The organism is Xanthobacter sp. DMC47, from assembly GCF_056313845.1.
This window is the reverse complement of sequence record NZ_JBQUZM010000001.1, coordinates 1-13076: the sequence shown is the minus strand read 5'-3', so window position 1 is coordinate 13076 and position 13076 is coordinate 1. Positions and strand designations below refer to the sequence as shown.

General features: G+C 66.8%; 11 protein-coding genes. 7 read left to right on the top strand and 4 right to left on the bottom strand.

Annotated elements, in window-relative coordinates; genetic code table 11:
* Entirely contained in the window at nucleotides 1-1296 is a 1296-nt protein-coding gene (locus ACT54R_RS00055; protein WP_476322117.1) for an amino acid ABC transporter permease, read from the bottom strand.
* A 126-nt stretch (nucleotides 1297-1422) separates the two neighbouring features.
* On the bottom strand, nucleotides 1423-2433 hold the full coding sequence (locus ACT54R_RS00050; protein WP_168457980.1) for an amino acid ABC transporter substrate-binding protein: 1011 nt from the start codon (nucleotides 2431-2433) through the stop codon (nucleotides 1423-1425).
* A gap of 179 nt (nucleotides 2434-2612) precedes the next feature.
* Between ACT54R_RS00050 and metC the strand changes: the two genes are divergently transcribed.
* Together metC and ACT54R_RS00040 are read left to right on the top strand one after the other, a co-directional pair.
* Nucleotides 2613-3827, top strand: coding sequence for a cystathionine beta-lyase (gene metC, locus ACT54R_RS00045; protein ID WP_476322113.1), 1215 nt, complete (start codon nucleotides 2613-2615; stop codon nucleotides 3825-3827).
* Nucleotides 3828-3904: 77 nt separating this feature from the next.
* On the top strand, nucleotides 3905-4099 hold the full coding sequence (locus tag ACT54R_RS00040; protein WP_168457978.1) for a hypothetical protein: 195 nt from the start codon (nucleotides 3905-3907) through the stop codon (nucleotides 4097-4099).
* 3 nt (nucleotides 4100-4102) lie between these two features.
* On the opposite strand, the gene panC is transcribed toward ACT54R_RS00040, so the two are convergent.
* The gene (gene panC / locus ACT54R_RS00035; protein WP_476322109.1) at nucleotides 4103-4948 is read right to left on the bottom strand and encodes a pantoate--beta-alanine ligase; all 846 of its coding nucleotides are present in this window, start codon (nucleotides 4946-4948) and stop codon (nucleotides 4103-4105) included.
* Nucleotides 4949-5212: 264 nt separating this feature from the next.
* Between panC and ACT54R_RS00030 the strand changes: the two genes are divergently transcribed.
* Nucleotides 5213-5836, top strand: coding sequence for a VWA domain-containing protein (locus ACT54R_RS00030; protein WP_476322106.1), 624 nt, complete (start codon nucleotides 5213-5215; stop codon nucleotides 5834-5836).
* A gap of 74 nt (nucleotides 5837-5910) precedes the next feature.
* Nucleotides 5911-6630, top strand: coding sequence for a DnaJ domain-containing protein (locus tag ACT54R_RS00025; RefSeq protein WP_476322103.1), 720 nt, complete (start codon nucleotides 5911-5913; stop codon nucleotides 6628-6630).
* 15 nt (nucleotides 6631-6645) lie between these two features.
* Here ACT54R_RS00025 and ACT54R_RS00020 read toward each other — a convergent pair whose 3' ends face one another.
* On the bottom strand, nucleotides 6646-8676 hold the full coding sequence (locus ACT54R_RS00020) for a serine hydrolase (protein WP_476322100.1): 2031 nt from the start codon (nucleotides 8674-8676) through the stop codon (nucleotides 6646-6648).
* A 294-nt stretch (nucleotides 8677-8970) separates the two neighbouring features.
* Here ACT54R_RS00020 and ACT54R_RS00015 point away from each other — a divergent pair, with 294 nt between their 5' ends.
* The 3 genes from ACT54R_RS00015 to clpA all read left to right on the top strand — a co-directional run bounded on the left by ACT54R_RS00015 (nucleotide 8971) and on the right by clpA (nucleotide 12858).
* Nucleotides 8971-9303: a phasin family protein gene (locus ACT54R_RS00015; RefSeq protein ID WP_168457974.1), complete on the top strand. Its 333-nt coding sequence runs from the start codon at nucleotides 8971-8973 to the stop codon at nucleotides 9301-9303.
* A 516-nt stretch (nucleotides 9304-9819) separates the two neighbouring features.
* Nucleotides 9820-10161: an ATP-dependent Clp protease adapter ClpS gene (gene clpS / locus ACT54R_RS00010; protein ID WP_476322097.1), complete on the top strand. Its 342-nt coding sequence runs from the start codon at nucleotides 9820-9822 to the stop codon at nucleotides 10159-10161.
* A 246-nt stretch (nucleotides 10162-10407) separates the two neighbouring features.
* The gene (clpA, locus tag ACT54R_RS00005) at nucleotides 10408-12858 is read left to right on the top strand and encodes an ATP-dependent Clp protease ATP-binding subunit ClpA (protein ID WP_476322094.1); all 2451 of its coding nucleotides are present in this window, start codon (nucleotides 10408-10410) and stop codon (nucleotides 12856-12858) included.
* Nucleotides 12859-13076 lie beyond the last annotated feature (218 nt).

The following is a 13076-nucleotide window of genomic DNA, read 5'->3' as shown; positions in this document are numbered from 1 at the left end:
TCACCGCTCCACCAGCGCGACGCGCTTGTTGTACCAGCCCATGATCGTCGAAGTGACGATGGAGATGGTGAGATAGACCGCCATGATGATGGCGATGATCTCGATGGCCTGGCCGGTCTGGTTCAGCGTGGTGCCCGCGAACACCGCGAACAGGTCCGGATAGCCCACCGCCACGCCGAGCGACGAGTTCTTGGTGAGGTTCAGATACTGGCTCGTAAGCGGCGGCACGATCACCCGCATGGCCTGCGGGATCACCACGAGGCGCAGCGTCGGCCCGTTGCGCAGGCCGAGCGAATGGGCGGCCTCGGTCTGGCCCTTGGAGACCGCGAGGATGCCCGAGCGCACGATCTCGGCGATGAAGCCGCCGGTGTAGATGGACAGCGCCAGCAGCAGCGAGACGAATTCGGGGATGACGCGCAGGCCGCCGGCGAAGTTGAAGCCGCGCAGCTCCGGCTTCTCGACGCCGACCGGGAAGCCCATCGCCGCCGAGGCGAGGAGCGGCAGCACGATGATGAGGCCCAGCGAGGTCCAGAACACCGGGAAGGGGCGTCCCGTCGCCTCCCGCCGCTTCTTTGCCCAGCGTCCGAGCAGGAAGCTCAAGATGAAGGCGGCGATGAGGGCATAGAGGATGGCCATGGAGCCGTCCTCGAAGATGGGGCGCGGCACCACGAGGCCGCGGTTGTTCACGAATACGCCGGGGGCGGCGAGGGTGGCCGCATAGGCGGACAGCGGGCCGCCGAGAAAGCCGAGGCCGATGGAGGAGAGGCCCGAGCCGATCGCGCCGAGCAGCGGCTGCAGGCCGAAGCCCCAGCTCTGGCGCGGGCCGGGCAGGGCGGCCAGTACGGCGAGGTACCAGAACATGATCTGGAACAGCGGCGGCAGGTTTCGGGTGATCTCCACATAAGCGGAGGCCAGCGCCTTGATGACCACGTTCTTCGACAGCCGCGCCACGCCCATCAGGAAGCCGATGAGGGTCGCGAGGATGATGCCGAGGAAGGCCACCAGCAGCGTGTTGAACAGGCCCACCAGGAAGGCGCGGCCATAGGACATGGATTCGTTGTAGGGGATCAGCGTCTGGCTGATGGCGAAGCCGGCGCGATTGTCGAGGAAGCCGAAGCCTGAGGCGATGCCGAGCCGGGACAGGTTGGACTGGGCGTTGGAATAGAACGACCACAGCAGCCAGACGAGAATGACCGCGACGGTGATCTGGATCACCTGGGACCGCAGCTTGGGATCCGTCCAGGACCAGCGACGGCCCTGTGGCCGCGGCGGCGCGGCAGGGCTGACTTCAGACATGAAACCCCCGAAAGCTCAGGCCTTTGGCCTGTGTTCTTGGTGGCGGAGGGCGCGATGCCCGCGTCCTCCGTCCCGTCCTTGAGCCCTGCTCTCAAGCAAGGCGCGGGCCATACGGCCCGGATGCGCTCAGCGCACCGGCGGGCCGTACTGGATGCCGCCCTTGGTCCAGAGGTTGTTGAGGCCACGCTCGATGCCGAGCGGCGTGGCGGGACCGACGTTGCGGTCGTAGATCTCGCCGTAATTGCCGGTGGCCTTGATGATGCGCACCACCCAGTCGGGGGTGAGGCCGATGCCTTCGCCATACTTGCCGTCGGTGCCGAGCAGGCGCTTCACGTCCGGGTTCTCGGACTTCACCATCTCGTCCACGTTCTTCTGGGTGATGCCCAGTTCTTCCGAGTTCAAGAGCGCGAAGTAGGTCCACTTCACGAGGTCGAACCACTGGTCATCACCGTGGCGCACCAGCGGGCCGAGGGGCTCCTTGGAGATGGTCTCGGGCAGGAGCACGTGGTCGGCGGGGTTGGTCAGCTTGAGGCGCACGGCGGCGAGCTGGGACTTGTCCGAGGTGAACACGTCGCAGCGTCCGGATTCATAGGCCTTCACGGTCTCGTCGAGGGTCGCGAAGGCGATGACCTCGCGATACTTCATGTTGTTGGCGCGGAAGTAGTCGCCCACATTCAGCTCGTTCGACGTGCCGGTCTGCACGCAGATGGAGGCTTCCTGCAGCTCCTTGGCGGACTTCAGGCCCACCGACTTGCGGATGAGGAAGCCCTGGCCGTCATAATACATCACGCCGGCGAAGTTGAAGCCGAGGGTGGTGTCGCGCGACATGGTCCAGGTGGTGTTGCGCGACAGCACGTCGATGGCGCCGGAGGTCAGCGCGGTGAAGCGGTCCTTGGCGGAGAGGGGGGTGAACTTCACCTTCGTGGGATCGTTGAAGATGCCGGCGGCGATGGCGCGGCAGAAATCGACGTCGAGCCCGCTCCACTCATTCTTGTCGTTGGGGCTGGAGAAGCCGGGCAGGCCCTGCGTCACGCCGCAGTTGAGGGCGCCTCTCGCCTTCACGTCGTCGAGGGTCGCTGCTTGCACGGCGCCGGCCAGCGACAGAAGTCCTGCTGCTGCGAGGAGGATGCGTTTCACGGAAGGTTCCTTTTTTCGCGACGACGACCCCCTGCCGCCACCGTCTTTCGCCGCGATCCGGCACGAGACGGCTCGACGGACGGATCAAGGCCGTCTATCCCGCCCATCACAACCCCTCACAGCGGAGCGGTCAATAGCGGCCGGTCGGTCGCAAGCTGCCGTGACCACAGGAGATGTGCATGTCGGACGGAAGCAGGGACGACCATGGGTCAGACGGAGCGTCAGGCGAGGCCCGTGGCACCGCCACGAAGATCGTCCACGCCGGCCGCGATCCCCGCCGTTTCGACGGGTTCGTGAATACGCCGGTGGTGCGCGGCTCCACGGTGCTCTACCCGAATTATGATGATCTGATCCACCACCGCGCCCGCTACACCTACGGCCGCCACGGCAACCCCACCAGCGAGAGCCTGCAGGTGGCGCTCACCGCGCTGGAAGGCGGCGACGGCGTGGTGCTGACCCCGTCCGGCCTCTCGGCAGTGACGACCGCGCTGCTGGCGGTGGCCGGCAGCGGCGACCACGTGCTCGTGGTGGACAGCGTGTACCGGCCGACCCGCAATTTCTGCGACGGGCTGTTCGCCCGCCTCGGCGTCGAGACCACCTATTACGATCCTTTGATCGGCGCCGGCATCGAGGCGCTGATCCGGCCGAACACCAAGGCCATCTTCCTGGAAGCGCCCGGCTCCCAGAGCTTCGAGATGCAGGACGTGCCGGCCATCGTCGCGGTGGCGAAGGCGCGCGGCATCACCACGCTCATCGACAATACCTGGGCGACCCCGGTCTTCTTCAAGCCCCATGCGTTCGGCGTGGATATCTCGATCCAGTCTGGCACCAAATACATCTGCGGCCATGCGGACGTGAGCATCGGCACCATCTCGGCGGTCGGCGACGCCCTCCGAAAGGTCCGCGCCACCTACAGCGCGCTCGGCATGACGGTCGGCCCCGATGACATCGCGCTTGCCGCCCGCGGCCTGCGCACGCTGGCGGTGCGGCTCGCCCATCACCAGAAGGCGGGTCTGGAAATGGCCGAGTGGCTGGGCGCGCGGCCGGAAGTCTCGCGCGTGCTGCATCCTGCGCTGCCGTCCGATCCCGGCCACGCCATCTGGAAGCGCGACTTCTGCGGCGCCAGCGGCCTGTTCAGTTTCATCCTGAAGCCGGTGCCCGAGGCTGCGGTGGCGGCCTTCTTTGACGCGCTGACGCTGTTCGGCATGGGCTATTCCTGGGGCGGCTATGAGAGCCTCGCCATTCCCTTCGATTGCAGGGACTACCGCACGGCGACGACGTGGAAGGTGGAAGGCCCGGCGGTTCGCATCCACATCGGGCTCGAGGACACCGCCGATCTCAAGGCCGACCTCGATCAGGCCTTCGCCCGCATGCTTGAGGTGGCCGGCGGCTAGAACGCACCCGCGCCAAGGGGAAACCTGCGGCGCGGGCCGGCGTTGTCCTGACGAGACACAAGCGTCAGGAGGCCAGAATGCAGGACCCGAACGAAGTCCGCGAGGACGTGGAATTCCACCGCACCGATGGTCGCACGGTGGATGGTGCCCCGGTGAAGCCGGCGGTTCAGGCGCGGCAGGGGGTGACCTCCGGCCGCGTGCTCATGATCCTGTCCGTCGGCATCGCGCTGGTCGTGATCGGCTTTGCCGCGAGCTACATGGGCGCGGTGTAGTTTCTAAACCGGGATGTTGTCGATCAGCCGGGTCTGGCCGAGCCAGGCTGCGGCCAGCAGCCGGATGGGCTCCTTGGCGTCCTTGAGCGGCGCCAGGGTTTCTGCGTGGCGGGCGGCCACATAGTCCACCTTGAGGCCAAGGGCAGAGATCATCCCCGCCGCCGTATCCACCGCCACCTGCGGCTCGGTTCCGGCCCGGATGGCTTCCGCCGCGCGGGTGAGGGCGGCGTAGATCACCGGTGCGATCTTGCGCTGCTCCTCGTCCAGATACGCATTGCGGGAGGAGAGGGCGAGGCCGTCCGCTTCGCGGGTGGTCGGCACCGGCACGACCTCGACGCCGAGATCGAGATCCTTCGACAGCCGCGTCACCACCTTGAGCTGCTGGTAGTCCTTCTCGCCGAACATGGCGTAGTCGGGCGCGCACTGGATGAAGAGCTTGCCCACCACCGTCGCCACGCCGCCGAAGAAATGCGGGCGGAAATCCGTCTCCAGCCCCTCGGAGGGGCCGCCCACGTTGATGCGGGTGGCAAAGCCAGCCGGATACATCTCGGTCGCGGTCGGGGCATAGACGAGATCGACGCCCACCTCGGAGAGCTTGTAGAGGTCCGCCTCCAGCGCGCGGGGATATGTGTCGAAATCCTCGTGCGGGGCGAACTGGGCGGGATTGACGAAGATCGACACCACGGTGCGCCCGGCGAGTTCGCGCGCCTTCTGCGCCAGCGCCATGTGGCCAATGTGGAGGGCGCCCATGGTGGGAACCAGCGCCACCTTCGAGCCCTCGGCCCGGAAGCCAGCCACCGCCGACCTCAGTTCGCGCACGCGGCCCACAACCTTCGGCAAAGTCGCCATCGTCCCATCCCCTCGATGCGGCTCCGGACCGCTGGGGGGTGCAGATAGGCCGTGTGCCGGCTGGCATCAAGCCAATCCCCACCTTTGGCGGCACCGGAAGGGGGCCTTGGTGGTCCGTTCGATGCAGCTTATGTGTGGGAGAGAGAGGACCGGATGGCCACGCGCGACGACAGCAAGCGAAAACTGGCGGAAACGAAAGCCGGGCAATCGGTTCCGGTTTCCGCTCCAGGAGATGTAGCGGCCTTCCTCGCCGCGGCGCGCAGCATGCCCCCCGCCCGCCCGGCGGATGGCCGGGGCCGACTGTCCTTCGCGCTTGATGCGACCGGCTCACGCCAGCCCACCTGGTCGCTGGCGTGCGACATCCAGGCCGACATGTTCGCCGCTGCCGCCAGCCATGGCGGGCTCGACATGCAGATCGTCTATTACCGCGGGCAGGACGAATGCCGCGCCTCGCCGTTCGTGCGCGATGCCGCGACGCTGGGCGGGCTGATGCGGCGCATCTCCTGCATGGGCGGGCTCACCCAGATCAACCGCATCCTCGGCCATCTTACGAAGGAAGCCGAGCGCTCGGGCCTGCGCGCCGCCGTCTTCGTGGGCGACGCGGTGGAGGAAGACCCGGCGGTTCTGAAGGAGGCGGCGGGGCAGCTCGCCCTGCGCGGGGTGAAGCTGTTCATGTTCCAGGAGGGGCACGACGCCCGTGTGGAAGACGTCTTCCGCGGCCTCGCGCAGGTCACCGGCGGCGCGTGGTGCCGGTTCGATCCCGCTGCTCCGGGCGAACTCCGGCAGTTGCTCGCGGCGGTCGCCGCCTATGCAGCCGGCGGCCAACTGGCCCTGACATCCCGCCGTGATGCCGGCGCCCGGCGCCTCATCGCCGCCATGGGCCGCTGACCTGTGGCGCTTCGTCTGTCTTGCTCAATCATTCCGCTGGCGCAGGGGCGCGGCGACCTGATCCGGAGTTCCGCGTGATTAGCCTCGTCGCCGGTGCGTTGCTGCTGTTGATCGGCCTTTATGGCCTCTCGGTCTGGACCAAGGCCGATCCGAAGGCCCTCATCGCTGCTATGATGCGAACGCTGGCCTATGCTGCGCTTCTGGGGGCTGCGGGAGCATTGGTGACCGGGCGGATCGGCATCGCGCTGCCGCTGGGCGCGGCGGGCATCGCCCTGCTTGGGCGGCTCGATCCGCAGGGGATCGGCGGCTATCTCGGCGGGCTGTTCAAACGCCGGACCGCACCGAAAACCTCGGGTGTGCGCACCGCGCTGTTCGAGATGGAGCTGGACCACTCCAACGGAGACATGCGCGGAACGGTGCTGGCCGGGCCCTTTGCCGGGCAACGGCTGGAGGAGATCGACGTCCCCTCCTTGCTGGCGCTGCGCCCGCAGTGCGATGCGCAGTCGCTGGCTTTACTCGAAGCTTATCTCGACCGCCGGGCGCCCGCCTGGCGTGAGGACGCACAGGGACACGCGGGTGCGGGGAATATGGGCGGAGGCGGTGGCCTGGACGCTGCGATGCCCGAGGAGGAGGCCTATCAGATCCTTGGCCTTCAGCCGGGCGCGAGCGCGGAAGCTGTCCGCGCGGCGCACCGATCCCTCATGAAGAAGCTCCACCCCGATCATGGCGGATCCGATTATCTCGCGGCGAGGATCAACCGAGCGAAGGACGTGATCTTGCGCAAGCATCGCTGATTCTCTGTCAGGACTTCAATTCCTGATAGGCATGCAGTCGAAATCGTTACGCTTGAGTAAACGACAGGCTTCCTTCGCCGACTTCTCATTAAAACCGGCGAAGCGGGCGCGGTAGAGGTCGGTCGAACCCTTGGACACCTTCTCGGTATAGGGATCCGCGCCGGCCAGAGCCGACTTCGCGCGGGCGCGAGCGGCATCAAGCTTGTTGCGGGCCGCGCGCTCGGCATCGAACGCACCGATCTGGATGCTCCAGCCGGTCTTGGCCGAAGCCGGGACATTGCTGCGGGAGGCGGGAGGGGGGGCAGCCGCGGTCTGCGGAGGCGCCACCGGAGCGAGGGAGGCCGTGCGCACCGGCTTGGCCGGCGGCTGGGACGCCTGCGCACGGGGCTGGGCGTCTACCACGCCGTCGCGGGCGGAGCGCAGGGCGCGGGCATAGGGGTCGTCGGGCTCCATGGCGGCGATGCGGGCTGCCCGCATGGCCTGCTCGGCGGCGGCATCGTGGGCGCCAAGGCGCGAATTGTCCTTGCCCGAAGGTGCTGCAGCGGGGGCGGGAGGCGCCACGTCGGCCCGCGCGGCGACCTGCTGCGGCTTGGCGTGCGCCCGGCCTTCGGCCGCTGCGGTCGCGGCGGCTGCGGCCGGCGACTGGGCAAGGCCGGAGGGACCGAGATAGCCGAGCACGCCGGCGGGCGCCGAGGTGAACTGGGTGGTCGACGCCACCTGCACCGGCGCAGCCGGGGCGGCCGCGGGCGCCGCGGCGACGCTGGCGGCGGTGGGCTTCTGGATGGAAACGGTCTTCACCGCGACCGGCTTGATCGGCTCGGCAGAGCCGGGCTTCACCTGGGGCAGCGGCGCCGAAGGCGCGGCGGCGGCAACCACCTGGTTGGCCGTGCGGGCGGTCGGCTTTGCGGGGATGGACGCGGTGCTCGCCGGTTCCGCCGCTTCGGCCACCGCCGGCTTGGGCAGCGGCGCCACGGCGTGGGGCTGCACCTCGTCACGGGCGGCGACGATGGGCATGGGCGCATTGAAGCTGCCCGGCTTGCCGATGGAAAAGGCGTTGTCGGCCACCTCGGTGATCTTCGGGGCCACGCGACCGCCGGCATAGGCCGTGGGCAGGTTCTGGCTGATGAGGCTGGTCATCCGCGCATCGCGGGAGCCGCCGCTGGAACCGCCGAGCACCACGCCGACCAGATAGCGGCCATCCCGCTTCACCGAGGTGACGAGATTATAGCCCGAGGCATTGGTGTAGCCGGTCTTGATGCCGTCGACGCCTTCGACCCGGCCGAGCAGGCGGTTGTGATTCCCGATGGCCTGGCCGCGGTAATAGAAGGTCCGGGTGGCGAAATACTTGTATTGCTTGGGGAAGCGGTCCTGGATGGCGCGGCCGAGGATGGACAGGTCGCGGGCTGTCGTAACCTGGTTCACGTTCGGCAGGCCGGAGGCGTTGCGGTAGACCGTGCGGCTCATGCCGAGGGCGCGGGCCTTCTCGGTCATCGCCTCGGCGAATGCGGATTCAGACCCGGCGAGATTTTCAGCGATCACCACCGCCACGTCGTTGGCCGAGCGGGTGACGATCGCCTTGATGGCATCCTCCACCTCGATGGTCTGGCCGGGCTTCATGCCGAGCTTGGAGGGCTGCTGCGACGCTGCCTTGGCGGATACCTCCAACTTGCTGTCGAGGCGCAGGTTTCCGGCCTCCAGCTGCTCGAACAGGAGGTAAAGCGTCATGATCTTGGTGACTGAGGCAGGATGTCGCAGGGCGTCCGAATTTTCTTCGTAGAGCACCTTGCCGGTATTGCCGTCCACAATGATGGCGGCGGAGCCGTAGCGCCAGCGACCGCCGTCGGGGTCCGCAGCGGCAACCGTCTTGGTATTGGAGGACGGCTTCGTCTTTGACGCGGACTTCGAGGAAGACTTGGCGCTGCGCTCCACCTGCGTCTTCTTGCGCGGCTTCGCGTCGGCCACCGTGGCGGTCAGGGAGAAGGCCGCAAGCACCGCAAGGGCAAGGGCTTTCGAGGAATGTGGCAGACCGCCCCGAGCGTAACGCATGTACTTATGTCCCGTGTCGCTGGTCGCAGACGCCGCCCCTTTTCCGGAACACCGATGTGACAGGGAAGCCTTGTGAGAGGCTTGTGCGTCGCACCGGAGGTCCAGGGAAGCGACCAGTGCCTGACCCTAAAAACGCGGAGTTACCAAGGCGTAAACCGGGCGCCCCCGCCACATTGTGCAGCGCACAATTGAGCTTGACTTTCATTGTGCAGTGCATAATATCCACAACTGAGCGGAGGCATAATCCACTCGACGCAATGCCAGCGCGTTTGCTGGCGCGAAAGGGGACACCCAATGGTTCAGAGCGCTGAAGAGCTCCAGAAGCTCAGCAAGGACAACATCGAAGCCGCCGTGAAGAGCTTCGGTACGCTCTCCAAGAGCGCCCAGGCGATCGCGGTGGAAATCGCCGATTACACCAAGTCTTCCTTCGAGCAGGGCACTGCGGCCCTCGAGAAGCTGCTCGGTGCCAAGACCCTCGAGCAGGCCATCGAGATCCAGCAGTCCTACCTCAAGACCGCCTATGAGGGCGCCGTTGCCCAGGCGACCAAGCTCGGCGAGCTCTACACGGAGCTGGCGAAGGAGAGCTACAAGCCCTTCGAGACCTCCTTCGGCAAGTTCGGCCGCTGAGGTTTGATGCCTGAGGCCATCGGCCTGAGGTTTGCCCCGTCCGGCGCGCAGGACTGCGTGCCGGGGGCTTGATGATCCCGCGAGGCCTCCCGTCAGGGCTGGCCTCCCGGTGCCGCGCCGGGGGCTCGTATCGCGTCGCGCCCCGGCGCTCCCGCCCCATCGATGGTTCCCGTTCCGGCCCGGTGCACGCCGGGCTTCTTGCTTTTCGGCGCCAGCGCGTTTCGCCCCCGGCGACGCATCCTGCCAAAGCGCCGCACGCCGGATTTGCGCTGCTGACCTTGCGCCCGCCGGCATTCCTCCCGACATAGAAGCGGCCCGGACGTCTGTGCGGCGAGCCTGCGTGGCGCAACTTGCGTGACGCACCGCGGTACTGGCGCCGAGGCACCGATTTTTCTATGATCGCCAGCCGTCAGGGGCTGCGCCGAGGCTCCGAGTCGCCGGAGATCGCGACAGGGCGCGAGGATTATGAAGCACGTTTTCCATCCGTCTCAGCCGGCTCGCGCGATTTCCGCGCCCATGCTCCCGCTCGCCATGGCGGCGGAGCCGCCGCGCAAGGGCGATGGGCCGGGCACGGCCGTCATCACCCGTACCAAGCCCCAGACCAAGCGGCCCAGCCTCTATCGCGTCCTGCTGCTGAATGACGACTACACGCCCATGGAGTTCGTGGTCCACGTGCTCGAGCGGTTCTTCAGCAAGAACCGCGACGAGGCGAACCGCATCATGCTCCATGTCCATCACCACGGCGTGGGCGAATGCGGCGTTTTCACCTATGAGGTTGCCGAGACCAAGGTGACTCAGGTGATGGATTTCGCCCGCAAGCATCAGCATCCGCTTCAGTGCGTGATGGAAAAGAAGTGAGCCGCCACAGGCGGCCTTCAGACTTCCCGCAGAAAAAGTGATCGTCACCCGACCCGGGCGGAAGCTCGGGCGGGCGGGGCGTTGTGCCGTCGTCAAGAGCAATTCGGCGACAGGCCCGGGCGCTTTCCTTTCGCCGAGGGACTTGCGCACTGCGGCATCCAGTACGAAGTTTGTGTGAATGGTGCACGTGCTCCGGATCTGGGGGAAGAATCCGATAGTCCGGAGCGACGCGCGAAAGAGGTGTCGATGCCTACATTCTCACGCAGCCTCGAACAGTCGCTCCATCGCGCTCTGGCCCTCGCGAACGAACGCCACCACGAATACGCGACTCTCGAGCATCTGCTTCTCTCGCTCGTCGACGATCAGGATGCGGCCGCCGTCATGCGCGCCTGCAACGTCGACATGGAGAAGCTTCGTCGCAATCTCATCGAATATGTCGACACCGAGCTGGAAAACCTGGTCCAGTCCGGCTCCGACGATTCCAAGCCCACGGCCGGTTTCCAGCGCGTCATCCAGCGTGCCGTCATCCATGTCCAGTCCTCGGGACGTGAGGAGGTGACGGGGGCAAACGTGCTCGTCGCCATCTTCGCCGAGCGCGAGAGCCACGCCGCCTATTTCCTGCAGGAGCAGGACATGACGCGGTACGATGCGGTCAATTACATCTCCCACGGCATCGCCAAGCGCTCCGGCATGTCCGAGAGCCGCCCCGTGCGCGGCGCCGAGGAGGAGACCGAGACCAAGTCCGGTGACGACAAGCAGAAGAAGGCCGACGCGCTCGACGCCTACTGCATCAATCTCAACAAGAAGGCGCATGAGGGCAAGATCGATCCCCTCATCGGCCGCGACAGCGAGATCACCCGCACCATCCAGGTGCTCTGCCGCCGGCAGAAGAACAACCCGCTGTTCGTGGGCGACCCGGGCGTCGGCAAGACCGCCATCGCCGAGGGCCTCGCCAAGCGCATCAATGACGGCGACGTGCCGGACGTGCTCGCCACCGCCACCGTCTTCGCGCTCGACATGGGCGCGCTGCTCGCCGGAACCCGCTATCGCGGCGACTTCGAGGAGCGCCTCAAGCAGGTGGTGAAGGAGATCGAGGCCTATCCCAACGCGATCATGTTCATCGACGAGATCCACACCGTCATCGGTGCCGGTGCGACCTCGGGCGGGGCCATGGATGCGTCCAACCTCTTGAAGCCGGCGCTGGCCTCTGGCTCGCTCCGCTGCATGGGCTCGACCACCTACAAGGAATACCGCCAGTATTTCGAGAAGGACCGCGCCCTCGTCAGGCGCTTCCAGAAGATCGACGTGGCCGAGCCGTCCGTGCCGGACGCCATCGAAATCCTCAAGGGTCTCAAGCCCTATTTCGAGGACTACCACAAGCTGCGCTACACCAACGACGCCATCAAGGCGGCGGTGGAGCTCTCGGCCCGCTACATCCATGACCGCAAGCTGCCGGACAAGGCGATCGACGTGATCGACGAGTCGGGTGCGGCCCAGATGCTGCTGCCCGAGGCCAAGCGCAAGAAGACCATCGGCCTCAAGGAGATCGAGGCGACCATCGCCACCATGGCGCGGATTCCGCCCAAGACCGTCTCCAAGGACGATGCCGAGGTGCTGGCCAACCTGCAGACGACCCTGAAGCGGGTGGTCTACGGGCAGAACAAGGCCATCGAGGCACTCTCCGCCTCCATCAAGCTGGCCCGTGCCGGCCTGCGCGAGCCGGAGAAGCCCATCGGCTGCTACCTGTTCTCCGGCCCCACCGGCGTCGGCAAGACCGAGGTGGCCAAGCAGCTCGCCTCCATCCTGGGCGTGCAGCTCCTGCGCTTCGACATGTCGGAGTACATGGAGCGCCACACCGTGAGCCGCCTCATCGGCGCGCCTCCCGGCTATGTGGGCTTCGACCAGGGCGGCCTGCTGACCGACGGAGTGGACCAGAACCCGCACTGCGTGCTGCTGCTGGACGAGATCGAGAAGGCCCATCCGGACCTCTTCAACATCCTCCTGCAGGTGATGGACCACGGGAAGCTGACCGACCACAACGGCAAGCAGATCGACTTCCGCAACGTGATCCTCATCATGACCACGAATGCGGGCGCCGCCGACCTTGCCAAGCCGGCCTACGGCTTCACCCGCCAGAAGCGCGAGGGCGACGATTCGGAGGCCATCAGCCGGACTTTCGCGCCCGAGTTCCGCAACCGCCTCGACGCGGTGATCCCGTTCGGTCACCTGCCGACCGAGGTCATCACCCAGGTGGTGGAGAAGTTCGTGCTCCAGCTGGAGGCTCAGCTCGCCGACCGCAACGTCACCATCGAGCTTTCCGACGAGGCGGGTACGTGGCTGGTGGATCGCGGCTACGACGAGCAGATGGGGGCGCGGCCCATGGCCCGCGTCATCCAGGAGTTCATCAAGACTCCGCTTGCGGACCTGGTGTTGTTCGGCGCGCTCAAGAACGGCGGCCACGTGCGCGTGGTGGTGGAGGGCGAGGGCAAGGAATCGAAGCTCGGCTTCGAATTCCCCGAAGGCCCCGTCACCCCCAAGCCGGAGAAGATCGTTCCGGCCCCGGCCAAGCGCCGCAAGCCGGCCGCCAAGTCGAAGGCCAAGCCCACACCCAAGGGCAAGGGCCCGAAGGGTGGACCGGCCGGCGGTTCGGGCCGCTCCGGCAGCCCGGTGCCCAAGCTGCCGCTGGTCAAGGCCTGACGGCACTCCCATCAAAAGAAAGAGGCGGCCCTTGGGCCGCCTCTTTTCGTTTCAGGATCAGGAATTGCGCGGCTACTCGGCCGCCTCGCCGCCTTTCAGGCTCCCACCGTGCAGCTTCTTCAGCTTGGCCTTCAGCGCGGCCGGCGGCGGCGCGTAGATGAAGCCGAAGGAGACGCAGCCCTCCTTGCCCTCCACCGCATGGTGCAGCCGGTGCGCCT